General features: G+C 60.8%; 24 protein-coding genes. 12 read left to right on the top strand and 12 right to left on the bottom strand.

Features of this window, described 5'->3' with window-relative positions:
• Positions 1-180 precede the first annotated feature (180 nt).
• The 4 genes from rfaD to VFU66_RS07640 form a co-directional block, all read right to left on the bottom strand.
• Positions 181-1,161 (bottom strand): ADP-glyceromanno-heptose 6-epimerase, encoded by a 981-nt coding sequence (gene rfaD, locus VFU66_RS07655; RefSeq protein WP_326445654.1) that lies wholly within the window; start codon positions 1,159-1,161, stop codon positions 181-183.
• 3 nt (positions 1,162-1,164) lie between these two features.
• Positions 1,165-2,643 (bottom strand): bifunctional D-glycero-beta-D-manno-heptose-7-phosphate kinase/D-glycero-beta-D-manno-heptose 1-phosphate adenylyltransferase HldE, encoded by a 1,479-nt coding sequence (hldE, locus tag VFU66_RS07650; RefSeq protein ID WP_326445653.1) that lies wholly within the window; start codon positions 2,641-2,643, stop codon positions 1,165-1,167.
• 52 nt (positions 2,644-2,695) lie between these two features.
• Positions 2,696-3,781 carry a glycosyltransferase family 9 protein gene (locus VFU66_RS07645; protein WP_326445652.1) on the bottom strand — a complete coding sequence of 362 codons (1,086 nt, stop codon included), beginning with the start codon at positions 3,779-3,781 and terminating at the stop codon, positions 2,696-2,698.
• A 195-nt stretch (positions 3,782-3,976) separates the two neighbouring features.
• On the bottom strand, positions 3,977-5,035 hold the full coding sequence (locus tag VFU66_RS07640; protein ID WP_326445651.1) for a glycosyltransferase family 9 protein: 1,059 nt from the start codon (positions 5,033-5,035) through the stop codon (positions 3,977-3,979).
• A gap of 86 nt (positions 5,036-5,121) precedes the next feature.
• On the opposite strand from VFU66_RS07640, the gene VFU66_RS07635 reads away from it, so the two are divergent.
• The 5 genes from VFU66_RS07635 (at position 5,122) to VFU66_RS07615 (ending at position 9,335) form a co-directional block, all read left to right on the top strand.
• Entirely contained in the window at positions 5,122-5,730 is a 609-nt protein-coding gene (locus VFU66_RS07635) for a DUF4254 domain-containing protein (protein ID WP_326445650.1), read from the top strand.
• Positions 5,731-5,982: 252 nt separating this feature from the next.
• Positions 5,983-6,537, top strand: a complete 555-nt coding sequence (locus VFU66_RS07630; protein ID WP_326445649.1) for a tetratricopeptide repeat protein — start codon at positions 5,983-5,985, stop codon at positions 6,535-6,537.
• 281 nt (positions 6,538-6,818) lie between these two features.
• Complete coding sequence (locus VFU66_RS07625) at positions 6,819-7,967, top strand: gluconeogenesis factor YvcK family protein (RefSeq protein WP_414649393.1); 1,149 nt, start codon at positions 6,819-6,821, stop codon at positions 7,965-7,967.
• Between the two features lie 135 nt (positions 7,968-8,102).
• Positions 8,103-8,684 carry a GNAT family N-acetyltransferase gene (locus tag VFU66_RS07620; RefSeq protein WP_326445647.1) on the top strand — a complete coding sequence of 194 codons (582 nt, stop codon included), beginning with the start codon at positions 8,103-8,105 and terminating at the stop codon, positions 8,682-8,684.
• 105 nt (positions 8,685-8,789) lie between these two features.
• On the top strand, positions 8,790-9,335 hold the full coding sequence (locus tag VFU66_RS07615) for an outer membrane beta-barrel protein (RefSeq protein ID WP_326445646.1): 546 nt from the start codon (positions 8,790-8,792) through the stop codon (positions 9,333-9,335).
• Positions 9,336-9,342: 7 nt separating this feature from the next.
• On the opposite strand, the gene rlmN is transcribed toward VFU66_RS07615, so the two are convergent.
• Positions 9,343-10,539, bottom strand: coding sequence for a dual-specificity RNA methyltransferase RlmN (gene rlmN / locus VFU66_RS07610; protein WP_326445645.1), 1,197 nt, complete (start codon positions 10,537-10,539; stop codon positions 9,343-9,345).
• 124 nt (positions 10,540-10,663) lie between these two features.
• Here rlmN and VFU66_RS07605 point away from each other — a divergent pair, with 124 nt between their 5' ends.
• The 5 genes from VFU66_RS07605 to VFU66_RS07585 all read left to right on the top strand — a co-directional run bounded on the left by VFU66_RS07605 (position 10,664) and on the right by VFU66_RS07585 (position 14,767).
• Positions 10,664-11,977, top strand: a complete 1,314-nt coding sequence (locus VFU66_RS07605; RefSeq protein WP_326445644.1) for a M16 family metallopeptidase — start codon at positions 10,664-10,666, stop codon at positions 11,975-11,977.
• A 289-nt stretch (positions 11,978-12,266) separates the two neighbouring features.
• Positions 12,267-12,809: a prepilin-type N-terminal cleavage/methylation domain-containing protein gene (locus VFU66_RS07600; RefSeq protein WP_326445643.1), complete on the top strand. Its 543-nt coding sequence runs from the start codon at positions 12,267-12,269 to the stop codon at positions 12,807-12,809.
• Positions 12,809-13,441: a LolA family protein gene (locus VFU66_RS07595; RefSeq protein WP_326445642.1), complete on the top strand. Its 633-nt coding sequence runs from the start codon at positions 12,809-12,811 to the stop codon at positions 13,439-13,441. The genes VFU66_RS07600 and VFU66_RS07595 overlap by 1 nt, the downstream gene beginning before the upstream one ends.
• 95 nt (positions 13,442-13,536) lie before the next feature.
• On the top strand, positions 13,537-14,259 hold the full coding sequence (locus tag VFU66_RS07590; protein WP_326445641.1) for an HAD family hydrolase: 723 nt from the start codon (positions 13,537-13,539) through the stop codon (positions 14,257-14,259).
• Positions 14,260-14,326: 67 nt separating this feature from the next.
• A complete protein-coding gene (locus VFU66_RS07585) occupies positions 14,327-14,767 on the top strand; it encodes a (deoxy)nucleoside triphosphate pyrophosphohydrolase (RefSeq protein WP_326445640.1) in 441 nt (146 codons plus the stop codon).
• A gap of 371 nt (positions 14,768-15,138) precedes the next feature.
• Here VFU66_RS07585 and VFU66_RS07580 read toward each other — a convergent pair whose 3' ends face one another.
• From VFU66_RS07580 to VFU66_RS07560, 5 genes are read right to left on the bottom strand one after another with little or no spacing between them, the layout of a single operon-like run.
• Positions 15,139-16,389: an Nramp family divalent metal transporter gene (locus tag VFU66_RS07580; RefSeq protein ID WP_326445639.1), complete on the bottom strand. Its 1,251-nt coding sequence runs from the start codon at positions 16,387-16,389 to the stop codon at positions 15,139-15,141.
• Complete coding sequence (locus VFU66_RS07575) at positions 16,386-17,375, bottom strand: aldo/keto reductase (RefSeq protein ID WP_326445638.1); 990 nt, start codon at positions 17,373-17,375, stop codon at positions 16,386-16,388. Before VFU66_RS07575 ends, VFU66_RS07580 begins: the two co-directional genes overlap by 4 nt.
• Before the next feature lie 43 nt (positions 17,376-17,418).
• Entirely contained in the window at positions 17,419-18,963 is a 1,545-nt protein-coding gene (locus tag VFU66_RS07570) for an FAD-dependent oxidoreductase (protein ID WP_326445637.1), read from the bottom strand.
• Positions 18,960-20,024, bottom strand: coding sequence for a CgeB family protein (locus VFU66_RS07565; RefSeq protein ID WP_326445636.1), 1,065 nt, complete (start codon positions 20,022-20,024; stop codon positions 18,960-18,962). The genes VFU66_RS07570 and VFU66_RS07565 overlap by 4 nt, the downstream gene beginning before the upstream one ends.
• Positions 20,025-20,067: 43 nt before the next feature.
• Positions 20,068-21,348, bottom strand: coding sequence for a magnesium transporter MgtE N-terminal domain-containing protein (locus VFU66_RS07560; RefSeq protein WP_326445635.1), 1,281 nt, complete (start codon positions 21,346-21,348; stop codon positions 20,068-20,070).
• Positions 21,349-21,661: 313 nt separating this feature from the next.
• Here VFU66_RS07560 and VFU66_RS07555 point away from each other — a divergent pair, with 313 nt between their 5' ends.
• Together VFU66_RS07555 and VFU66_RS07550 are read left to right on the top strand one after the other, a co-directional pair.
• On the top strand, positions 21,662-22,102 hold the full coding sequence (locus VFU66_RS07555) for an ATP-binding protein (RefSeq protein WP_326445634.1): 441 nt from the start codon (positions 21,662-21,664) through the stop codon (positions 22,100-22,102).
• 14 nt (positions 22,103-22,116) lie between these two features.
• Positions 22,117-22,464 carry an STAS domain-containing protein gene (locus tag VFU66_RS07550; protein ID WP_326445633.1) on the top strand — a complete coding sequence of 116 codons (348 nt, stop codon included), beginning with the start codon at positions 22,117-22,119 and terminating at the stop codon, positions 22,462-22,464.
• Between the two features lie 343 nt (positions 22,465-22,807).
• Here the strand turns inward: VFU66_RS07550 and VFU66_RS07545 are convergent, their stop codons facing one another.
• Both VFU66_RS07545 and VFU66_RS07540 read right to left on the bottom strand, forming a co-directional pair.
• Positions 22,808-23,341: a LemA family protein gene (locus tag VFU66_RS07545; RefSeq protein WP_326445655.1), complete on the bottom strand. Its 534-nt coding sequence runs from the start codon at positions 23,339-23,341 to the stop codon at positions 22,808-22,810.
• A gap of 182 nt (positions 23,342-23,523) precedes the next feature.
• The gene (locus VFU66_RS07540; protein ID WP_326445632.1) at positions 23,524-24,330 is read right to left on the bottom strand and encodes a TPM domain-containing protein; all 807 of its coding nucleotides are present in this window, start codon (positions 24,328-24,330) and stop codon (positions 23,524-23,526) included.
• Between the last annotated feature and the right edge of the window lie 327 nt (positions 24,331-24,657).

Raw genomic sequence — 24,657 nt, 5'->3', positions numbered from 1 at the left:
TCGTGGTTGTTTTGTGGGGGATGTGGGGTTATCCACAGGGGGTGGGGGTTGACAGGTTTGCGGCGGGATTGAGGGGCGAAATGCGGGGGTCTCTCCACTGCGCAGCGCGTTGCGCTGCTCCGGTCGAGATGACGTGGGTTGTGTTGGGGTGGGGTCGAGGAGGAAGCTGTAGGAACGGAGTCAGGCGGGCTGGTCTGGGGCGAAGGTTTGCTTGACGCCTTCTTCGAGTGGGGTGAAGGGGTCGGTGTAGCCTGCGGCGCGGAGGCCGGCGATGTCGGCCTGGGTGTAGTGCTGGTAGCGGTTTTTGAGATCGCCGGGGAATGGGATGTATTCGATCTTGCCGGGGCCGTGGACGGACATGAGCGCTTCGGCAACGGCCTTGAAGGTGCGGGCCTGGCCGGTGCCTGCGTTGACGATGGCGTGTGTGGGTCGGCGCGGGCTTTTGGGCAGCAGGCCGCCGAAGAACATGTTGATGCGGGCGAGGTCGTTGACGAAGACGAAGTCGCGGCGCTGCTCGCCGTCGGCGTAGCCGCCTGAACCTTCGAACATGCGGATGACGCCGGTCTCTTTGAGCTGGCGGGTGAAGTGGTGCATGACGCTGGCCATGCGGCCTTTGTGCTGCTCGCGCGGGCCGTAGACGTTGAAGTAGCGGAGGCCGACGACGGTGCTCTTGAAGGTGGGCATGAGGCGGCGGACGTAGTTGTCGAAGACGAGCTTGGAGTAGCCGTAGACGTTGAGCGGGCGCTCGTTGGCCGGGGCTTCGTTGAAGGCGGTGCTGGCTCCGTAGACTGCGGCGGTGGAGGCGTAGACGAAGGGGACCTTGTACTCGGCGGCGAAGTGGAGCAGTTCCTTCGAGTAGGTGAAGTTGTTGTCCATCATGTAGCGGCCGTCGTCTTCGAGGGTGTTTGAGCAGGCGCCCTGGTGGAGGATGGCGCGGATGCGGGCGGCTTCGAGGCTGCCGGATTTGAGGGCGGCGCGGAACTCGCGCTTGTCCATGTAGTCGGAATAATCGAGGCCGGCGAGGTTGAGGAACTTTGGACCGCTGAGGTTGGGGGCGGGGGCAAGGTTGTCGACGACGAGGATGTCGCGCACGCCCGCCTGGTTGAGCTGGTGGATGAGGTTACTGCCGATGAAGCCTGCGCCGCCGGTCACGATAATCACGGTCTATTTCTCCTCGCTGTTTGCAGTGAGTTTTTTGACGATGTTGGTGGTGGAGAAGCCTTCGACTATGGGGACGATCTCGACGCGGCCGCCTGAGGCGATGACGTCCTCGTGGCCGACGACGGTTTCGACGGTGTAGTCGCCGCCTTTGACGAGGACGTTGGGGCGGAGGGCGCGGATCAACTCGAGCGGTGTGTCTTCTTCAAAGAGTACGACGGCATCGACGGCGGCGAGCGCGGCCATGACGCGGGCTCGTTCGCGTTCGCCGACGATGGGGCGCGTGGGGCCTTTGAGTCGGCAGATGGAGGCGTCGGCGTTGAGGCCGAGGACGAGCTTGGAGCCGAAGCGGCGGCACTCTTCGAGCAGGGTGATGTGGCCGACGTGCAGGAGGTCGAAGCAGCCGTTGGTGAAGACGATGGTTTCTCCGGAGGCGCGCCACTCGGCTATGCGGAGAGCCATGCGGTCGCGGTCGAGAATCTTTTCGCCTGCGGTGAGGCTGGTGCTGGGTGTGAGGGCGGCGACCAGTTCGTTGCGCACGATGGGAACGGTGCCGACTTTGCCGACGACGATGCCCGCGGCGAGGTTGGCGAGTTCGATGGCCGTCTCGATTTTGAGTTCGCCTGCGAGCGACGCGGCCAGCGTGGCGATCACGGTGTCGCCTGCGCCGGAGACATCGAAGACCTCGCGGGCGCGCGCCGGGGAGTGGTGGCGGCTGTCGCGGCGGAGGAGCGTGATTCCCTTCTCGCTCATGGTGACGGTGAGGAACTGGAGATCATGCTCGGCGATGAGCGCCTGACCGGCGCTGAGGAGCGCTTCGGTGTGGTGCTGCGCGACGCGCGTGGCAAGGGCGAGTTCGCCGAGGTTGGGGCAGACGGTGGTTGCGCCGGAGTACTTGCTGAAGTCGGGGGTTTTGGGATCGACGAGGATGGGGACACCTGCGGTGCGTGCGGCGTGGATGACGGCCCCGCAGAGTTCGTTCGAGAGAGCGCCCTTGGCGTAGTCGGAGAGGATGACGGCATGGACCTTGGCGGCGAGTGCGGCGGCGCGGTCGATGAGACGCTTCATCTCCGCTTCGGGAGGGGCGTCGCGGCTCTCGATGTCGAGCCGGAGAAGCTGCTGGTTGCGGCCAACGATGCGGGTTTTGGAGATGGTGGGGCGCGAACTGGAGACGACGCCTGCGGTGTCGATGGCTGCGCGTTCGAGGATGGCGGTGAGTTCGCGCTGCTCGGCGTCGTTGCCCCAGAAGCCGCTGAGGAAGGTCTGGCAGCCGAGGCCGGCGAGGTTCATGGCGACATTGGCGGCGCCGCCTGCGCGCTCGTATCGCTGAGCGTGGCGGATGACGGGGACGGGGGCCTCGGGCGAGATGCGGTCTACATCGCCGTGGATGTAGCGGTCGAGCATGATGTCGCCGACTACGAGGACTTTGAGCTGGCGAAAACCGCCTTCGAGGAGGTTGAGGATCGAATGTAATTCCGGCAGCATGTGGTTGGCGCGGCTCCTGACATTATCATTGCATCTTCGGTTTTCGGGTTGGTCACTTTGTGGCGGCGGGAGTGTGAAGGATGGTTCCGATCTGGGCTAGAACCTCATCGACCGTGATGGAGGCGATGCATTTTTTCTGCTGGACGGTGCAGGTTTCAAGGCCGCAGCCCCAGCAGTCGGTCCGGTGGTAGATGACGCGGTGCTGTTTGCCGTAGGGGAACCAGACGCGGGGTTTGTTGCGTGCTGCGAAGATGGCGACGCATGGGGTCTGGACGGCTGCGGCGAGATGCATGGGGCCGCTGTCGTGTCCGAGGAAGATGCGGGCATGGGTGAAGACGGCGGCGCTTTCGCGCGGAGTGAGTTGGCCGCAAAGATTGATGATTGGACTGTCGGAGGCGGAACGCCAGCCATCGGCAAGGTACTCGCTGGAATCCGTGTCGGTAGCGGCGCCGGTAAAGACGAGAGCGTGATCGGGCCAGAGGGTGGCAAGCCGCGAAAGGAGCTCGCGCCAGTGTTCGCGTGGCCATTCGTTGGCCTGGACCTTGGTGCCGATGCTGACGGCGATGAGAGGGCGTCCGGCGGCGGGGACGAGTGCTTCTTCGGCGCGGGCATGTTCGGCCGGGGTGAGGTGCAGGTTCCAACTGGCGGGATCGTCGAGGCGCGCATCGCCGAGTTCCTGAATCGAGCGAGCGAGACGTTGTGACTCGAATTCGAGTGTTCCGTCGGCCGGATTGGGCAGGTTCTGCTGCAGGTCTTCGGTTAACGGAGCGCCGATGATATGCCGTATTCCGCATAGGTGAAAGAAGAGCACGTCTCGGCGGGCGGCTTGTATCCCCCTGGGGCCAGCGAGGTAGATCAGCACGTGCGGTCTCCAGCGGACAAGCTGCCACCAGAGGGAGAGCAACTCGCGGAGGCTGCGGGTACGGATGGAGTAGCGAAAGTATCCTTCGACGAGGCCGGTGTTTTCGAGGATAGCGGCGGCGGGCGGCGCTTTGACGGCGATGGGAAAGTTCGTCAGCAGGCGGCGCTCGGAGTGCGGAAACGCCCGTGCAACCAAATGGAACGACGGCAACGCCACGACCGTATCGCCAAGACTGCCGACGCGATAGAGCAGCACACGTTTTGTTGATGTCTTCATCTGCTCTTCAGCCATTTGCGGGTCTTGGGTACTGCATCAGGATAGAGCATGTGTGTGCTTAGAGAACCTGTGACTCTTCCATCGCCATGCTGAAAGGGGATCGGCGCACGAACAGAATATCGGGGTTCTTCCCATTCGACTTTGCTCAGGGCAGGCTGCTGCGCTCAGAATGACAACTTGTAAACTCGCAGACTCTCAGCCGAGCAGGGCGCGAACCTGTTCAAGCACCTCGGGGACGGTGATGGAGGTGAGGCATTTCTTTTTCTCGATGATGCAGGTTTCGAGATTGCAGCCCCAGCACTCGACCCGGTGGTAGATGACGCGGTGTTGCTTGCCGTAGGGGAACCAGACGCGCGGCTTGTTGCGGGCGGAGAAGATGGCGACGCACGGAGTTCCGACGGCCGCGGCGAGATGCATGGGGCCGCTGTCGTGTCCGAGGAAGATGCATGCGTGGGTGAGGACGGCGGCGCTCTCGCGTGGAGTGAGCTGGCCGCAGAGGTTGATGACGGGTGAACGCTCGCGCCAGGGAGCGGCGGCGTATTCGCTGGCTGCGGCTTCGTCTGCGCTGCCGAGCAGGACGAGTTCGTGATGAGGGTACTGTGTTACGAGGACGTCGAGTAATGCGCGCCAGTTTTCGCGGCCCCAGTCTTTTGACTGGCGTTTTGTGCCGACGCTGACGGCGAGGATGGGGCGACCAGATGCGGGGCGGAGTGCTTCGGCGGCCTTCGCGAGTTCTTCGTGGGTGAGGTGCAGATTCCAGCCTTCGGGATCGTCGAGATCGGCCTCGCCGAGTTCGGCGATGTTGCGGACGAGGCGGCTGGCTTCGGGCTCGAAGGATTGGTTTGGCTCCGGGCGGTTTTGCTGCATGTCTTCCGTAAGGGGGACGCCGATGATGCGTGGGACGCCGCAGATCCGGAAGAAGGCTGCGTCGCGGCGGGCGGCGCCGATGCCCCGTTTTGCAGCGAGATAGACGAGCACCTGCGGGCGCCAGCGGATGAGTTGCCACCAGAGAGAGAGCAGCGCGAGAGGGTTGCGCGTGTTGACCGCATAGTGGAAGTATCCGTGAACGAGGCCGGTGTTTTCGAGGATGGTTGCGGCGGGTGCGGCTTTGGAATTGACCGGAAAGTTGGTGAGCAGGCGGCGGTCGGCTTGCGGGAATGCGCGGGCGATGAGGTGGAGCGCAGGCAAGGCGACGACGGTGTCGCCGAGGCTTCCGAGTCTGTAGATGAGTACCCGCTTGATGTCGGTTGGCATGTCTGTCCTTAGTCTGCTTGGTTCGGCGGCAAGGGGCAACCCTGAGAGTGGGAAACTGATAAAGTTCTCTCTGGGCCGGAACGAGTGTGGCGGCCCGCTCTATGCTCGATGCGATTCTGATGACGCGGATGCAGGACGACGTGACCGCCGCCCTGCACGAGACCGACGGCGAACTGGAGATTGAAGCCAGCGCCGACGGCCTGATGGCGATTGCCATTGCCCAGCACAGGGCGAACTTCGACCTGTGGCACGAAGAGGACAAGGCACGCGCTCCCGGGGCGAGCGACGCGGAAATTGCCCGCGTGAAGCACGCGATTGACGCGCTGAACCAGCGGCGCAATGACCTGATGGAGAAGATCGACCGGTGGCTGCTGGAGCGGCTGGAGCAGAATGAGGACGCGCCGCTGCACTCGGAGACGCCGGGTTTGATGATTGACCGGCTCTCGGTGCTGGCGCTGAAGATTTATCACACGCACGAAGAGGCGGGGCGTGCTTCGGCAACCGAGGCACACCGGCAGCGGAATCGGGAACGGCTGACGTTGCTGTGTGAACAACGGCGCGATCTGGCGGGGTGTCTGGATGAGCTGTGGCGTGAGGTGTTGAGCGGCGAGCGGCGCTTCAAACTCTATCGCCAGATGAAGATGTACAACGACCCGGAACTGAATCCTGCTATGTACGGCAATAGTGGGAGTTGACCTGACAGGGCAGGTCTGCGTATAAAACCGAGACGAGAACAAACGCGGAAAATTTGTCTGCGTTAGAATGGCAGGCTTAGGGACGGACTGATTAAGTCTAGGAAGATGACCTCAGGGACTAAACCTCAGTGAATTTTCACAGTTAGCGGCATCCTTCGGCTACGCTCAGGACAGGCCTGAAGCCGTGCCCTTAACAAACAGGACTTAATCAGAAGCTCCTTCAACCTGCCTCAAGAAGCGACAGGAACAACAATGGCACAGACCAAGACTGAAACGACGAAGCGATCTCCCCGAACTCTGGCCGGCACCGCCTCGGCAAACGATGGCGCGCGCGCGCAGGTGCTTGCCCACTACGAAGCAGCTATCCGGCTGCTGCAGGAAGGCAAATACGAGAGGGCCCATGCGGCCTTTGACAAGATGCTGTCCGCAGGCCCCGGCGATCTGGCCGACCGCATTCGCATGTACATCAACGCCTGTCTTCAGCAGATGGCGCAGAAGGGCAAGGCGAATTTTTCCAGTTGCGAAGAGCACTATGACTACGCCGTGTCGCTGCTGAACGATGGCCTGTATGAGGATGCGCGTGAGCAGTTCAACGCGATCCTGAAGACGAACGACAAGGCAGACTACGCATTCTACGGGCTGGCTGTGCTGGCCAGCATGACCGGCGACTCGCATACGTGTCTGGAACATCTGACGGAGGCGATTCGGCGAAATCCGCAGAACCGTATTCAGGCTCGGGCCGACTCGGACTTTCAGGATATGGCGGATGATCCGCGATTTACGGAGTTGCTGTATCCGGAGGTCTAGGGCGGCGGCATTCTTTCGGCGCGTTAAGAGAGGCCCGGGGCTCAAGCCCCACGCTAATCCCCAGGGAAGGTCTGATTCAGTCCGCGAAGATTTCCTCAGGGGTTGAAACCCCATTGAACTGCGGGAGGTGATGGCGCGGCTGAAGCCACGCCCCTTCAACGCGAAGGCTTGGTCGGAGGTTCTCTGAACCTGTAGTTTGGCGGGGCCGATGCGAGACGCAGATTCCCTTCGGGAATGACAAACAAAGAAGGGCCGATGCGAGACGCGGATTCTCTTCGGGTATGACAATAAGAGTGGAGAGTGCTGTGGCTTTGCCGAGTCTTGCCGGGTCTCAGGAAAAGACGCTTCGTGTGGTTGCCATTGGCGGCGGAACCGGGTTGTCTACGCTGCTGCGCGGCCTGAAGCAGTATGTGGCGACGCCGGACCGGCGGCGCGGGATCAGGCTTCCGCAGCCTTCGACGGGCACGACTCCGAGTGTTCCCCGGCCTGCGCGGCCTTGTCTGATTCGTGAGCTTTCAGCGGTGGTGACGGTGACGGATGACGGCGGCTCTTCGGGGCGGCTGCGCGAAGACTTCAAGATGCTGCCGCCGGGAGACATTCGCAACTGCATGGTGGCGCTGAGTGAAGATGAGCACCTGCTCTCGCGGCTGTTTCAGTATCGCTTCGAGGCGGGCGACCTGGAGGGCCACAGCTTCGGCAACCTTTTTGTTGCTGCGCTCTCGCATATTACCGGCGACTTCGCGCAGGCGGTGCAGATGTCGTCGCAGATTCTGGCGGCGCGGGGGAATATTTTTCCGATCACCAATACCAACGTGACGCTGGCGGCGATGATGCACGATGGCTCGATGGTGCGCGGCGAGACGAACATTACGGCCAGCAAACAGAGCATTATGGAGCTGGTGCTGGAACCTGCCGACGCCGAGCCTCTGCCCGAGATGCTGGATGCGATTGCCAACGCGGACCTGATTACGCTGGGACCGGGGTCGCTGTATACGTCGCTGATTACGAACCTGCTGGTGCGTGGGGTGCCGGAGGCTCTGGCGGCCTCGAAGGCGACGAAGGTGTATGTGTGCAACCTGATGACGCAGGCGAATGAGTCGCTGGGGCTTTCGGCCTCGCAGCATATCGAGAAGATATTGCAACATGCGGGCGAGGCGGCTTCGTCGATCTTCGATTATGCGCTGGTGAATACGGCCCCCATCTCGGCCAAGCGGCTGGAGCAGTATGCCCGCGAGGGGCAGAATCCGATTGAGGCTGATCTTGACCGGATACGCGCGCTGGGCGTTGAGCCGGTTACTGGCGACTTTGTGCATGAGGGCGATGTGTTGCGGCATGACTATGACCGGTTGGCGGAGAAGCTGCTGGAGATTGGGCTGAGGCGGGTTGCGCCGGTGATGACCGATTCATTGTCGCGGGCTGGCGGAGTATAGGCGGGCCTTTGGCCCTTTGGGTTATCGGCTATGAGAGGCGCGTCTTCGGCGAGCATCTCTGTAGCTTCCTACAAAATGCGGGGTTCTTCGCTCCGCTCAGAATGACGGCGAAGGACAAGAGATGAGGTGTGGCACATGACTCCGATGCTGGAGGGAAGGCGGATACGACTGGAGCCGATGACGCGGGAGCATCTGCCTGCGCTCGAAAAGGTGGCGTTCGATGAGCGCATCTGGCGGATGATGACGCATCCGGTGAAGACTCCGGAGCAGCTTCGTGCGTGGCTGGAGAAGTCTCTGGAGCTGGAGGCGGCTGGGACGGTGGTGCCGTGGGTGACGGTGCTCAAGGACGGCAATCGCGTGATTGGCAGCACGCGCTTTCTGGACTTCGATGCGGCGAACCGCACGACGGAGCTGGGAAATACCTGGCTGGCACCGGAGTTTCACGGCGCGGGAATAAACCCGGAGGCCAAGCTGCTGCAACTGACCTACGCCTTCGAGGAGCTGAAGCTGAACCGTGTGGCCCTGAAGACGCACCATGAGAATTTTCAGTCGCAGGCGGCGATGAAGAAGATGGGCGCGACGTATGAGGGGACGTTTCGCAATCACTACATCATGTCGGACGGTTCGCTGCGACATAGTGTGTGGTATTCGATCATCAAGGAAGACTGGCCGCGGGTGAAGGCTCTGCTGGAGTCGCGGGTGGGGGCGATTCGTTAGCTGCTGTCCGATTCCCAGATGCGCAATGAGCGCGCAAGTTTTCTGTTGCCTTTGCGGCGGGTGCCGGGTACTATCACCGCAACTCATACAGCAGGAAGGAATTGCATGAAATTACGCCTCTCGGTTTTGCTTGTTTTCCTGGCCATGGCCGCTGCGTCGTCTTCTGCTCAGCTTGGGATTTACGGCAACTTTGATGCGACGCATCTCAGCAGCAAGACCAGCCTGGACACAATGTGGCTCTATGGGCCCAACTTTGGAGCGTATTACAACTTCATCCATGCCGGTCCCATTGCGGCGGGTCTTGATGTGCGCGGTAACTTTCTGTTCGGGAACCATCTGAAGTACCGGAGCGGACTGGTGGGCGTGCGTGTTGCGGTCAATCCGCCGGTTCTTCCGATCAAGCCGTATGCGCAGTTCTCGGTGGGCGGCGGTGCGGTCAAGCCGGATTCTTCCGGCCCGATTCAGACGCACTACACGACGAAGTTTCAATATGGAGTGTTTGGCGGTGCGGACATTACCGTGCTGCCGCATGTGGATTTTCGCCTGATTGAAGTGGGCTACAGCAGAATGACCGGAATCGGCGGCGGGTCGGCTGTGCCTGCAACTTCTCTGGTGACTGTGGGGAGCGGCATCGTCTTGCGGCTGCCTTGAGGATTGCTTATCCGGCGATTGTCACGAGGTCGTCTTCGAGTGTGCGCTTGAGCTGGCCGCAGGCGGCGTAGATGTCGCGTCCGCGTGGGCGGCGGATGTAGGCCGGGATGCCTGCGGCGATGATGCGGTTCTGGAAGGCGAGCACGGCTTCGCGCGGCGGCTCGTGGTACGGCATGTTCGGGCCGGCGTTCCAGACGATGAGGTTGATCTTGCACCGGACGTTGCGAACCAGGGCGATGAGTTCGTCGGCGTTTGCGAGCGAGTCGTTGATGCCGCCGAGCAGGACGTACTCGAAGGTGATCCACTCGCGTTTGCTGAGCGGGACGGTGGCGAGGGCTTCGAGCAGCGCGGCGATGTTCCATTTGCGCGTGATGGGCATGATGGATTCGCGGATGGTGTCGTTGGGCGCGTTGAGGCTGACGGCGAGCTTGGGGCGGGTTGGCTCTTTGGCGAAGTCGAGGATGCCGGGCAGGATGCCTGAGGTGCTGACGGTCATGCGGGCCTCGGGTATGCGCATGTAGACGAGCAGGCGGACGGCTTCCATGAAGTTGGCGTAGTTGAGGAATGGCTCGCCCATGCCCATGAAGACGAGGTTGATGCGCGCGGGGGTGGGGTTGCCGCGGCTGCTGCCCAGCTCGACCCGGTGGCGGTTGAGCACGACGGCGACCTGTCCGGCGATCTCGCCCGGGGTGAGGTTGCGGCGGATGCCGAGCTTGGCGGTGAGGCAGAACTGGCAGTTGACCGCGCAGCCGACCTGGCTCGACACACAGATGGTGGCGCGACGGTAGGGGAAGGCGGAGGCGCGGCCTCGGTCGTCGGCCTCCTCTTCGTCGGCGGCCTCGGAGCCGTCGCCGCGCTCGCCGCCGTCGCCGTCGGGCATCCAGACGGTCTCGACGGTTTCGCCGTCGGCCATGCGGATGAGGTATCGCTCGGTGCCGTCGATGGAGCAGGCGGTCTGGACGATCTGGGGGAGGCCGAGGGTGTAGTTTTCGGCTCTCAGGGCTTCGCGGAGGGCGTCTGGTAATGCGGTAATTTCATTAATATCCGCAACTCGCTGACGATAGATGGCTTGCGCGATCTGCGTGGCGCGATAGGTGGGCTGGCCGAGCTGCTTCGTTAGCGCGGCGAGCTTATCCAATGATAAGCCGAACAGGGCCTTCGGGGCGCTGACTGGTTTTGGTATCGCGTTTGTTTCGTTCAACATAGCTAGGAATGGGTGGGTAACTACCGCGCCAGCTATAGTTTACTCCCCCCGAGGCGGGCGGGGCCAGTTCGGCGCCTGCCTGTGAAAGAATAATGAGTGAAGGAGCCGCATGTCTGGAACGCTGATGGAAGATTTCTCTGCCACCAAAGCTGTCACAAAGAACCCCTCACGCAACATTCGGAAGACCGTTCTAGGGAACGGCCTGACGGTGCTGACGGAGAGGATGCCGCACTTGCGCAGTGTGTCGATGGGCGCGTGGGTCGGGTCGGGTTCGCGCGACGAGACGGCGGAGGTGAACGGCATCTCGCACTTTGTGGAGCACATGGTGTTCAAGGGGACGACGACGCGGTCGGCCCAGCAGATTGCACGCGAGGTCGATACCATTGGCGGCAACCTGGATGCGTTTACCGGCAAGGAGACGATCTGCTTCAACATCAAGGTGCTGGACGAGAACGTGGCTCCGGCGCTGGATGTGCTGGCTGACCTGGTGCTGCACCCGACATTTACGCCCGAGGAATTGGTGCGGGAGCAGGGCGTGATCCTCGAAGAGATCAAGATGGATGAGGACAACCCGGACTATCTGGTCCACGAGGTTTGGACGCAGAACTTCTGGAAGGGCGACGCGCTGGGGCGACCGATTCTGGGGACGGTCAAGACGGTTTCGAGCTTCAATCAGCAGACGGCGTTCGATTTTTATGCCGGCCAGTTTACGCCGCGCAATATTGTGTTTTCGGCGGCGGGTAATCTGGAGCACGATGCCTTTGTGGCCGAGGTGGAGCGGGAGTTCAGCGGGCTGGCTTCGGCTGGCGACGCGGTTGCGCCGAAGCTGGCCACTCCTCAAGCTACGCCGCACATTACGCTGAAGCGCAAGAAGGCGCTGGAGCAGGTGCAGCTTTGCCTGGGGGTTCCGGCACCGGCGGTCAACGATGCCAATCGATATGTGGTGTTTCTGCTGAACACGATCCTGGGCGGCGGGATGAGTTCGCGGCTGTTCCAGACGATCCGCGAGGACCAGGGGCTGGCGTACTCGATTTATTCGGAGATGAACCCGTTCCGCGATACGGGGTCGCTGTGCGTGTATGCGGGTACCTCGGTGGATAAGACCGAGAAGGTTTTGCAGCTTACCATGAAGGAGTTGCGGCGTCTGAAAGAAGAGACGGCCAGTGACGCGGAGTTGAAGCGCGCCAAGGACCAGTTGAAGAGCAATATGGTGATCGGGCTGGAGAGTTCCGGGAGCCGTATGGCGAATCTGGCGCGGCAGCAGATGTATTTCGGTCGGTTCTTCGGCGTGGACGAGATGATGGAACAGATTGACGCGGTGACGCCGGATGATGTGCGGTCGATGGCGCAGGAGCTGTTCAGGCCGGAGACGCTGGCGTTGACGCTGCTGGGGAATCTGGGCGGGATGAAGGTGGAGCGAGGGGATCTGGAGTGCTGACGTCTTGTTGAGCGGAGCGTTTGGAGCACGGATGAAGAGGCGTAACACGAAGCGAAACGCAGATTCCCTTCGGGAATGACAACAGAAACGCGGCTTCCCTTCGGGAAGGGCAACAAAGGATGGGCTTTGGGTACAGATGAAGCCTCCCTTAACGAGGCAGGTTAGCCAGAGATCTTTGAGGCGTTGCTGAATCAGTTCCCTGCTCTGGTTTTCGCGCGCGCCTGCTGATAGAGTTCTGTCTCATACCCCATGATGCGGCGACGCCGCGTGACCAAGGACTCAAGGACGAATGACAACGATGACCGCTTTGGAAAGACTGAACCGGGCGCGGCTGGACGCGGAACGCCACACTGACGAGGGCTTCACGCTGATCGAGCTGCTGATCGTGATGTCGGTGATGCTGATCCTGATGACGCTGGCCATTCCACAACTGCTGAAGTTGACCAAGACGGCACATGAGACCTCGGCCATGCAGTCGATCCGAGCGATTACGGAGGCGGAGTTGCAGTACAACTCGGCGTACCCGACGCGCGGGTTTGCGTGCTCGCTGGCTCAGTTGGGCGGTGATCCGAAGTCAGGCGCGCCGACGGCTGAGTCCGCGCAGTTGATTGCGGCTGACCTCGCCTCGGGTCAGAAGGCAGGCTATACGTTCGCGATTACGAACTGCACCAAGGTGACGGTGAACAATCAGGACCAGTTCACCTCCTACGAGGTGACGGCAGTGCCGAACAAGGTGGGCAAGACCGGCGACCGCGGCTTCTGCTCGGACGAGAACAACGCCATCCACTATGACCCGTCGGGCGGCACGAACTGCACGCAGCTCATTCAGTAATGTTGACCCGTGCTACGCTGCTTGTCGCGTTGCTTTGTGTCCCGCTCTGGGCACAGAGTAATGACGCCGTTGTGCGCAGGGTCGATGACCACTATAACCATCTCAGTTCGTTGCGCGCCCGCTATGTGGAGCAGTACTCCGGCATGGGCATGAATAAGACCGAGACGGGGACGCTGCTGCTGAAGAAGCCTGGGAAGATGCGCTGGAGCTATGACGAGCCTGTGGGCAAGGTGTTTGTGCTGGACGGCAAGTATGCCTGGTTTTATACGCCGGGAGACGCTCAGGCGCAGCGCGTTCCAGCGAAGGAGTTGGACGATTTGCGCTCGCCGCTGCGGTTTTTGCTGGGGCATACGCAACTGAAAAAAGAGTTGGAGAACCTGACCGTGACGCCGGAGGGTTCCGGCTTCCGTATTACGGGTGTTCCCAAGGGCATGGAGCAGCGGGTGAAGCTGCTGACGCTCGACGTGACGGCCGATGGCGCGATTCAGACGATGCGGATTGAAGAGGTGGGCGGTGCTGTGACGGGGTTTGTGTTCTCCAACATGGAGGAGAATGTTCCGGTGAAGAGCTCGGAGTTTGTGTTTACGCCTCCGGTTGGTGTGACGATTGTGAAGGGGTTGCCTCCGGTCTAGGCGCGCACGACGAAAGTCCGTGCGGGCACAGGAGAAATGCGGGGATTCTTCGCTGCGCGCAGAATGACAGACAATAATGAAAGTAGGGTGTATTCGTGAGTCAAGCAGTGTCTGCAAATCGTTTGAGCACGGCGGAGTTTTACCGGGCTGTTGATGAACTCTCTCCGGCCGTGGCGGTGTTTGATTGCGATGGGACGCTGTGGTCGGGCGATGCGGGTTCGGGGTTTATGAACTGGACCATCGAAACGGGCGTCGTCTCGCGTGGAGCGGTGGAGTGGATCAACAACCGCTACGACCTGTACAAGCGCGGCGAGGTGTCGGAGCTGGCCATCTGCGGCGAGATGGTGCAGATGTATCGCGGGCTCGGTGAGGACGAGATGCGGCGGGCGGCGAGGGAGTTTTTTGCCGAGCGGATCGAGCGGAATATCTTTCCGGAGATGCTGGCGCTGGTTCAAGGTCTGCGCGCGAAGGGCGTCGATCTTTGGGCGGTCAGTTCGACCAACGACTGGGTGATCGAAGAGGGAGTGCGACGGTTTGGCATTGGCCCGGAGCGGGTGCTGGCGGCCTGTGTGCAGGTAAAGGATGGTCTGGTGACGGACTTGCTGCGCGATGTGCCTACCGATGAGGGCAAGGTTGCGGCGCTGGCGCGGATGGGAATTACAGCTCCTGATGCGGTGTTCGGCAACTCGGTGCATGACGCAGCGATGCTGGCGATTGCGCGGCGGGCGTTTCCGGTGAACCCCAGTGTGGCGCTGGCTGAGCGCAGCGCGCGCGAAGGCTGGGCGGTTTACTATCCGGCGTCGGTGGAACCAAAGTAATGGCCTGTGCGCTTTTTGGGCGGATGGTCGTCTAAACTGTAGCTCAGTGAAAAAGCACATCCGGAAGTTGGGCGAACACGCTGAAAATGGAGCACATAAGCCGGTGCGGTTTGTGGTGGCGGCCCTGATTCTGCGCGTTGGGGAGAGCGGCACCGAGGTGCTGATCTGCCAGAGGAAGCCTGACCAGCCGATGAGCCTGAAGTGGGAGTTTCCGGGCGGCAAGATTGAGCCTGGTGAAGGCCCGGAAGCTGCGCTGGCGCGCGAACTGGATGAAGAGCTGGGTATCTCGGCAGTGATTGGTGAGCGGGTGGCTCGGGTGCGGCACAAATACAGGAATGGCGGCGCGGTGGATTTGCAGTTCTTCGCGGTGCGGGAGTTCAGCGGGGAGATTGAAAACCGCATTTTCAACGATGTGCGCTGGACTGCGATGGAGCGTTTGCCGGAATACGATTTTCTGGCGGCTGACCTGGGGCTGATTCAGGATTTGTCTGAGGGGAAGCTGCTGTAGATTAAATCAATTTACAGGACGGACGTTCAGCCCTTTGGCGTTTGAGTTGTTCGATACCTGGGCTGAATCCCAGGCTGGTATAGAACGCTCCGCTGGCGTTTTTTTTATTTGCGCAGGTCCTTGCAGTCATCAGCACAATGCGGGGATTCTTCGCTGTGCTCAGAATGACGACGGAGGGCAAGAAATGAGGTGTGGCATATGACACCGATGCTGCATCCTTTGGGTTATCGGTTATGAGAGGCCCTTCTTCGGTGAGCATCTGAGCAGCTTCGTGCACAATGCGGGGATTCTTCGCTTCGCTCAGAATGACAGGGGTTGAGCAGCATGACAGGGGATGAGCAGTGCCAGGAGCGGTTCTAAGCCTATGCCGTTCAGCCGTGCATCAGGTTCCACATCCATACCAGAGACAGGGCTGTGACGATGATGGCGGTGAGCCAGGCGATGGTGTTGAAGAGGCGTGAGTTGGTGTATTCGCCCATCAGCTCGTATTTATTGATGAGACTGAGCATGAAGACCAGCACGACGGGCAGCAGGACTCCATTGAGCACTTGCGAGAGGATGCTGAACCGGACCAGCGGGAAGTTTGGGATGAGGACGATGGCTGCGCCCGCGGCCAGCAGCAGCGTGTAGAACCAGTAAAAGAAGCGGGCCTCTTTGAAGGACTTGTCGAGTCCGCTTTCGAGGCCGAGGCCCTCGCAGACGGTGTAGGCCGTGGAGAGCGGCAGGATGGATGCGGCGAAGAGCGAAGCGTTGAAGAGTCCGGCGGCGAAGAGGATGAAGGCGTAGTCGCCTGCGAGCGGCTTCATGGCTCCGGCTGCGTCGGAGGGGTCGGCGATGTTGCGGATGCCGTGAGTGTAGAGGGTCGCGGCGCAGGCGACCACGATGAACCACGCGACCACGTCGGTGAAGATGGAGCCGACGATGACGTCGAGCCGCGAGGCCTTGTATTGGCGCACGCTGACGCCTTTTTCGACGATGGAGGATTGCAGGTAGAACTGCATCCAGGGGGTGATGGTGGTGCCGATGACGCCGACGGTCATGTAGATGTAGCTTTTGGTGCTCCAGGCGGCACGCGGCGGCAGGCGGACGGTTTCGACCAGCGCCGTGTGCCAGTCGGGGCGGCTGAGGACGCCGGCGATGATGTAGGCAATGTAAAAGACGCTGGCCGTGAGGAAGACCTTTTCGACGCTCTTGTAGTCGCCTTTGACGACGAGCGCCCATACGATGACGACGCAGATGGGCACGCTGAGATATTTGCTGATATGGAACAACTGCATGGAGCCGGCGATGCCGGAGAACTCGGTGATGACGTTGCCGAAGTTGACGATGACGAGCAGGACCAGCATGAAAAAGGTCACGCGCAGGCCGAACTCTTCGCGGATGAGGTCGCTGAGGCCCTTGCCGGTGACGGCTCCCATGCGCGCGCACATCTCCTGCACGACGATGAGGGCGAGGGTGATGGGAATCATCGTCCACAAGAGCGTGTAGCCGAACTGCGCGCCTGCCTGCGAATAGGTGAGGATGCCGCCGGCGTCGTTGTCCACGTTGGCGGTGATGAAGCCCGGGCCGAGGACAGCGAGGAAGAGGATGATGCGTGTTCTCCAGCGGCGCGCGGCGGTCATCTGTCGGCTCCTGCGTTGGACAGAAGCGATGCGCGCTCCGATTGCACGAGCTGGTAGAGTTGCCGCGCGGCGGCTTCGATGGTTGCGTTGCGGGCTGTGGCGACGTTTGCCTGAATGTGCTGTGCGCTCTTTGATGAGAAGAGGATGATGCTGGCAGGGTTCACGGCCAGAGATGCCTTGAGCATTAATGCGGCGAGATTGTTCGCGTTGTTCAGGTCCGATCCAACCGCGTCTGACCAGCGGCGACAGGTCTCGGCATGCTGGACAAGCACGGCGTGGAGTGCGCGGAAATTGTTTGTCAGGGCACGGTGGTGAATGCGAAAGACGTTGCCTTCCGCAATGGGAGCATCGAGCACGGACCATTCGTATTGCAATGTGCGACAGTATTGCGGACGCATGGCCGTGAGATCAGGAATTTTTTCACAGCCGCTGCCAATGCCGAAGGTGCCGATGGTTCCCTTCTGCGTCTCGTCTTCGAGAAGCCGCAGGAGGCCGTCGTCGGAGAGATCGGAGGCCTCTGCTTCGTGCAGCAGCCACAGGTCGATGTGGTCTGTCCGGAGCGCGGCGAGACTACGATCGAGCGATTGCTTTGCTTCCAGTGGAGTGAAGGATGATTTTTGCGGCGCGCTTACGACGGCGTTCGCCGCTTTGGCAAGGCGCTGCTTGACGCCTGGGAGACGCTTGACGACTGGGCCTGCGATGCGGCGGCCTAAGCTCAGCAGCGAGCGATTTTGTGCAGGAGGGATGCCATATTTGGTGGTGACGGTGACGTCGGCGCGGTGGCGTACGAGAAATTCGCCGAGGCAGCTTTCGGCTTCGCCGAAGCCGTACATGGGTGCAACGTCGAAGTGGCGCACACCAGCGTCGTAGGCGGCCTCCAGCAAGGCGAGCGACTCTCGCCGACCCATTGCGCCCATGATGCTCGAACAACCAAAGCCAAGGCGCGTGGTCTGGCGGCCGGATTGTCCCAGTGTGATCTGCTGCATTGTTTCTCCGACCGCGTTGGTTCGTCGAGATGCTCTATCCAGCCTAACTCAGATGCTCGCTTAGCCTGACGGCAAGGGCAAGAAGAGTGTGAGTCGGGTTGGAGAACCCTGAGGTGGGAAAGACCGCGCTGCTGCAGACGAATGTATTGCTGAGACCGTAAAGACGCAGATTTGGATCGACAACGCCGGTTGTCTGGGAGGAAGAGATCCGCATGCCGCCCATGTGGTGATTACTGTCGTCGCAACGGGAAAGGAAGTCCGGATTGCCTGAGAGGAGGTCCTGGTCGGGCAGGATGCGCGCCATCCCTGCGAGCGATCGCATTGCGATCTGAACGTATTGGCGAATGGTTGCCAGTTCCCTTTCGGAGATCTGCCAGTCGAGCCGGGTGCGTAGCAGGCCGATAGCGTCACGCTCGCTGGACAGCGAGATGTTGCTGCGCGAGGTTGGTTCCTGCTCGCAGTGGACACGGAGGAAGATGCGCGCATCGGGTGGATTATAGGCGCGGTGTCTGACTCCGTAGCGCCATGTCTGTTTTGCAAGCAGAGGAAGATGGCGTGCGGCGGATCCGGCATCCGCAGCGGTGATTTCGCGGAATCGTCCGCGGAGCAGGCTCTTCGCAGCCGTCTTGAGTTGCGCGAGTGCCTCATCCGCTTCGCTGACAAAGGCCATTGTGGCTGCTACGTTGAGGGTGCTGTGCTCCGCTTGTGCGGTGGGAGCAAGGCGCAGCTTGGGATGGTATTTGAAGCCGCGGCTGAAGACATTGTCGAATGTCTGGTGAAAACGTTTGGCGCTGAGCGGCTCGACGACGGCGACGTTGCAGTCGATATGGTCCTGGAAGTGCTTTCCGATGACTTCAGAGCGGTTTCCGGGCAGGGCGGCGAATGCCGGCTGGAGAAAGAAGCGGGAGCTTTCGATACCGCCAAGGCAGAAGATGAACCGGTTGGCGCGGAATATTGCTTCGGCGCCTGTGAGCGTGCAGCACCGGAGGCCGCGCATGGCCTCGCCTTCGAGGTGCGGCTCGACGGCGTTGGCATGCAACCAGAGTGTAATGCCTGGATGTTCTTCGATCGCTCTGCGGTGAAGCAGCGCGAAGTTGGGCTCGGGGCACCAGCGGGAGAAGTACGGTTCCAGATGAGAGAATTGCGGGGCCCGTTGACCGATTTCATGCCACACTTCATCATCCTTGCGCGTGACTTCTGCCAAGCCCTCCAGTTCGAGGGCGCGCTCGTAGTGTTGCGTCAGTTCGGACTTTGGGAATGGCCATCCGCTGCCTTCGATGCCCGGGCGCTGCTCGAAGTCGTTAGCGTCCAATTCGAGAATCTGGCCTCCCCACTTTGTGGTGGTGCCTCCCTTGGCACGGAAGCGGCCGGTGTGGATGCCGCGGTGCGACAGGCCGGTGAGTTCACTGAGGTATGGGTTCTGCGAAGGTGCTTCTATCTCCGCGCCGCCACCTTCGAGCAGTAGTACATTTTGCCCACGACGCGCAAGCTCGACGGCGAGCACGATGCCTGCTGCTCCTGCACCTATGATGCAGATGCCAGCCACAGAGCCGGGTTCAGGCCGGGATTGCTCTAAATCACGAATCATAAGCGTGCGGTAGCTTTTGCGCGCTGGTTGTCGACGATCTGTTGTGCTCGCTCTACGATGAGCGCGACCTGACGATCGTTGTAGTAGCCGTCGCGTTCGGCACGGATGCGACCTGCCTCAGCGATGCGCGCGCGTGCTGCTTCATCGGTCAGGTAGCGGCGAATCTTCGCGGCACATTCCTCAATCGTTGAAAAGAAGACTGCCTCTTCGTCTTCGCGGAATCGCTGGCTGTGGCCGTCGGAACGCTCGGCAAGCAGGAAGCCGCCGCAGCCCGCGATCTCGAAGCTCTTATGGACGAACTCGTCACAGTTGGCGTGAGTGATAAAGCTGAGATTGATCTTCGATTTCCAGATGCCTTCCCGGTACTCGTCGCGGAAGAGTTCTCCGTGACCGCGATAGAGCGCGGCAGTTGCCTGGGCCCCCAGTGCGGGTTTCCAAACCAGGCCGCCCGAGACGACGACGGGAAGACCGAACTCCTTCCAAAGCCGGGTGAGAAATTCAGCACGATTATCGTATGGGGTTCCGATGAAGGAGACTTCGCGGTCGCGGTCTTTGTCGCCCCAGCCGGCAGGTGGAGGATAGTGAATTGTCGGCTCGTAGGCAGTCTGGATTTTGATGACATCGCGGGCGCCGCGGGAGGTGTAGTCGAGGATGTTTTTGTCGCGCTGGACGACGTGCAGATCGTAACGCGGGATGTTCTTCATGTAGAGACGCCAGCCGGGGTCCTGGCGCGTGCCGAAGGGATTGTCGATCATGTAGCTGACGGTGACAATGCCCATGGCGCGCAGGCGATCGAGCGTTTCCCCGCGCATGGAGAGCAGCTTGTCGGCCCAGAGGACATCGGGCTTTTCGCGTTGAGCGATGTCGAGCAGGTCGCGGTTGAGGCGGGTGACGATGGGGCCCACGACAAAGCGGCGGCACAGATTGCGGAGCAGGCGGTGGCCTAAATCGTAGTCGTAGCTATTGAGAGGGACGACCTGATGGCCCAGCCGCTCCAGCGCCCAGAGGCGATAGAGAGAGCTGTCGTTTGGCGAGAGGCCGGAGGCATACAGAATCTTCATTCGTGAAAATGGCTTCCTTTACAAATGCTACTTAAGGATTGTCTCAGTGTTCGGCGCGCAGCAGGGCGATGACCTGTTCGGCGTGAACGACGCCGACGAGGCGCTTTTCGTGGTCGAGGACGGGGAGCGAGCGGAGGTTGTACTTATCGAAGAGTTCAGCAACCTTGCGGCCGTTGGCGTCGATGTCGCAACTGACGAGGTGCGTGTGGGGCAGCTCGGAGAGCGGACTGTGCGGCGCGGCGAGCAGAAGCTGGACAAGATGGACGACGGCGCTGATGCGCTGCTCCTCATCGAGCAGGTAGATGTCGGTGATGGTCTCGTTGTCGCCCTCGAAGCTGCGGACGGCGTCGATGGCCTCGGAGACGATGGCGCTGACGGGCAGGGCGATGTAGTCGGTGGTCATGCGGCCCGCGGCGGAGTTGCCGGGGAACTCGAGCAGGTCTTCGACCTCCTGCCGCTCCTCGGGTTCCATTTCTTCGAGGATGGCCTCAGAACGCTCCTCGGGTAGTTCAGAGAGCAGGTCGGCGGCGGCGGCGGGGTCCATCTCTTCGACGATGCCCGCGATCTTTTCGGAGTCGAGCGCCTCGATGAGCGACTGCTGCATCCTGGGCTTGACCTCTTCGAGAGCCTCGGCGGCGACTTCCTCGTCGAGGCTGAGGAAGACGGCGTGGCGCTCGGCCGGAGCGAGGTCTTCGAGGATGTCCGCGATGTCGGACGGATGCATCTGCGAGAGGCGGTTCTGCTCGATCTTGAGCTTGACGCGGCGGGCGGGGTCCCGACCAATCAGGTCCACAAAGTCCCACGGGATGACGCTCGCGGTGAGCCGCGCAGTAAGCCGGCTGAGTGCTCCGGCAGGCAGCATCCCTTTGAGCAGACGCCGGATTGCGCCTCGCATCCCGACCTCGACTTCAGCTATGCGGAGCCGGAGGACGGAACTGTCTTCCGACGATAGCTCCCATACCAGGTCCACGTCATTGACGCGCACGACTTTATGGCCGTGAACGTCGATGATCTGCTGGTCGAGCAGGTCGCGTTCGAGCAGGAGATAGGTTTCGTCCGTGGGCAGGATGGTGGGCCGGGCTGACTCGCGGAGATGCAGGCCGATCTTCGGAGTCAGGAGCAGGTCGGTGACGAGCACGATCGTGTCGGGATCGCCGCGGCGGGCCGAGGCCGGACGGAGCACCAGGCCATGAACGTGTGAGGAGTCCGCAGCAGGCAAGACGGCAAACTCACGAATGCGGCCGTAGGGGCTTCCCTGCGCGCCAGCGACGGTGGCACCCATCAACGTGGCGACACTGGTGACGTGATTGGAGTGTTTTGCCATAGGCCGCCTGCGCGATGCTCTACCAAACTTTACATGCTTGCACGCCGACTTTGCGATGGGCCCGCGAGCAAGTACCAGGTTGTATTACCACGGTGGACCTGCGTATAGTCCTCGTACCGCGTGTTAATTTCGGCTTTGGCCGATATTGACTGAAGCCCGGTCCCGAAACCCTGGGTCTTGAGCGTAGCCGGGGAGGAAAATGCATAGAAAGTTGGAGCAGGCAGCCTTGACAAGCGAGAAATCCACAAGCACACTGCCATCATTGCTGTTGTCCACTGTTGACGACTGGCATTTGCTGAGTGCAAGGACAGATTTGGCCGATTCAACGACAAGCCGCGTCAGCTATACGCTTGACTCGTCCCTCGATAGCGTCAACAAAATTGAGCAGACGGCGGAGCTGTCGGCACAGCGGGCGGGGTTTGACGAAGATACCGTTTCGCATGTGGCCATGGCGGTGCGCGAGGCCGCGGTGAACGCTGTGCTGCACGGCAACTCCTACGATCCAAACAAGCACATCACTGCATCATTTGAGACCACGCCGGAGTCTTTGATCGTCCGCGTGACCGACCAGGGGCCTGGGCTGAACCCGGACACGCTGCCCGACCCGCTGGCTCCGGAAAACATTCTGCGCGGCTCGGGCCGGGGCATCTTCCTGATCAAGGCATTCATGGATGAGGTACACTTTCGGCAGTTGCATCCCGGCACTGAATTGACCCTGATTAAATACCGCACACCCGCTCAGCCGGGAACTTAAGGAGACAATGACTCATGAGCATGAAAGTACAGACCCGCCAGGTGGACGGCGTTACCATTCTGGATCTTAGCGGCCGGATTACTCTCGGCGAAGGCAGCGTGACCATCCGCGATGCGGTGCGCGACGTGCTGGCCAAGGGTTCAAATAAGATTCTGCTCAACCTGGCCCAGATCAGCTACATCGATAGCTCGGGCATCGGTGAGTTGGTCAGCGCCTTCACTACGGTGAAGAACGCGGGCGGCGAATTGAAGCTGCTGAACCTGACCAAGAAGGTCCACGACCTGCTCCAGATTACGAAGCTCTACACCGTCTTCGATGTGAAGGACGACGAGGCTTCGGCGATTTCTTCCTTCAGCAAATAACATCTGACAGTGAAAAGGCCGCCGCAACGATGCGGCGGCCTTTTTGCGTGCCCCGAAGAATTTTCTTATCGGCGTAGTTGTCGATTGAGGGCGCAGGCCCGTGCGGCCTCGCAAAACGCGGAGATTCTTCCCATTCGACTTCGCTCAGGGCAGGCTGCTGCGCTCAGAATGACAATGTGTAGATGAGCCGCAGCAACCGTGAAATGCGCCTGGGAAGGTTCTGATTAAGTCCGCGAACATTCCCTTAGAGGCTAAAGCCTCGTTGAATTGGGTAGGTTGAAGGCGCGACTGAAGTCGCGCCTTTTAAAACGGAAACCTGATCAGAGTTTCCCTGGCGGTCCCGCTACTTCGAGAAATCGACCTTCGGGGCCTCGGCGTTTGCGGGGTTGCCCTTGAAGTACTCGTCGCGGTAGTGGAAGCCGGCCATGCCTGCCCAGATGCTGTTCGGAAACTGGCGCACGTAGACGTTGTAATCCTCGAGCACCTTGTTATAACGCTGGCGCTCGACGGCGATGCGGTTCTCGGTCCCGGCCAGTTCGTCTTCAAGGCGCATGAACTGCTGGTTGCCCTTGAGGTCGGGATACTGCTCCTGCAGGCGGAAGAACGGACCAAGCGCAACGTCCATCCGCGTATTGGCGGCGATGCTGCTGGCGCGGTCGGGCGCGCTGGTGATGGCGGCGCGGGCGTTGGCGATGTTGGTGAGAATGGTGGACTCTTCGGCCACGTAACCTTTCACCGAGGCGACGAGGTTCGGAATCAGGTCCAGACGGCGCTGCTGCACGACGTTGACCTGCGAGTACTGCTGCTCGATGGCTTCATTCTTCTGCACCAGCGTGTTCTTCGTGCTGATGTAGCTGCCTCCGGCAAGCAGGAGCACAAGAATCAAAAGACCAACAACACCTAAAGCGATCCATGATGATTTCATAGTTCTTTGATTTCCTTCGATAAGATTTGGCTGCCGTCCTGTACCGTCCATCATCTGTTTACCGGCTGTACTGTATCATTTTGCCGGACTTCTCCTTCCCTGCCTGAGTAGATCTTTTTCAAAAGCACTTCTGGTCAAAAGCTGCCGCTGGCCCCTCCGCCGCCGGAACTGCCTCCGCCAAAGCCGCCGAAACCTCCGCCTCCACCTCCGCCGCCGAACCCGCCGCCACCCCAGTCGTCGCGGCCACGGCCGCCTCCTCCGCCACCCAGAAGATTTCCGAGAAGGAAGAAAATCAGGCCGGTGTTGCCGGTACTGATAAGGAGAATGAGGATGAACAGTATGATGCCACCACCGATGACAATCTCGGCGAGTTTCAGAGGGGCTTTCCTGTGTTGCTGCTGGTAGCCGTATTGCGGAATCGATGGCGTGGCCGTAAGCGTGACGCCTGCGTCGGCGGCGATGTCCTGGGCAATCTGCGAGACGCCAAGGGGAATGCCGGTGTTGAAGTCGTTCTGCACCAGGTAGGGTCGCATGGCGCGGCCGATGTCGCCCGCCTTGGCGTCGTTCAGAATGCCTTCTAGCCCGTAGCCTACCTCGATGCGATACCTTCGCGGGCTCATGGAGAAGATCATCAGCACGCCACGGTCGCTCCCCTTGGGGCCAACCTTCCACTTATCTTCGAGCGCGGTGGCGAACTCCTCGATGGACTGGTCGTTATCGAGCGACTTGATGGTGACGACGGCAATCTGAGCGTTGGCTTTGTGGTCAACCTGCTGGCACAGGGCATCGATACCCTGGATGGTGGAAGGAGAGAGGACGCCGGCGAAGTCGCTGACGTAGCCGGTGGGCTGCGGCAATGAATCGACTGACTCGGCCGCCAGAAAGGCTGCCGGTGCGAGCATCAGGACAACGACAGCCAGCCAACGCGAGATGCGCTTCATTGATGGATATTCTACGCCTTGCGCGGTAGAAGAACTGGAACGGAGAACCCGGCTGACGAAGGCCTGATCGATCCCGCAAAATTCTAAACAGGCTGCGGGAAAACTCGTGGGTGGCAGCAGAAATGTACCTCAGGAGCTAAAGATGGTGCTGAAAGAGCCCGTTCGTGCTGAGTGGAGAGACGGCCCGGGGCTAAAGAGGGTGATGAAAAAGTGTCTCGCCGGGAAGAAAGCGTACCTCAGCGGCTAAAGCCGCGTTGATTTTGCAGCGTTAGCGGCACGGCTGAAGCCGTGCCCTTAAGCAAAACTGACTTTTTCAGCACCCTCTAA

Origin of the sequence: Edaphobacter sp., assembly GCF_035763405.1 — a bacterium.
Lineage (GTDB): Bacteria > Acidobacteriota > Terriglobia > Terriglobales > Acidobacteriaceae > Edaphobacter.
This window is presented reverse-complemented; position numbering and strand designations above follow the sequence as displayed.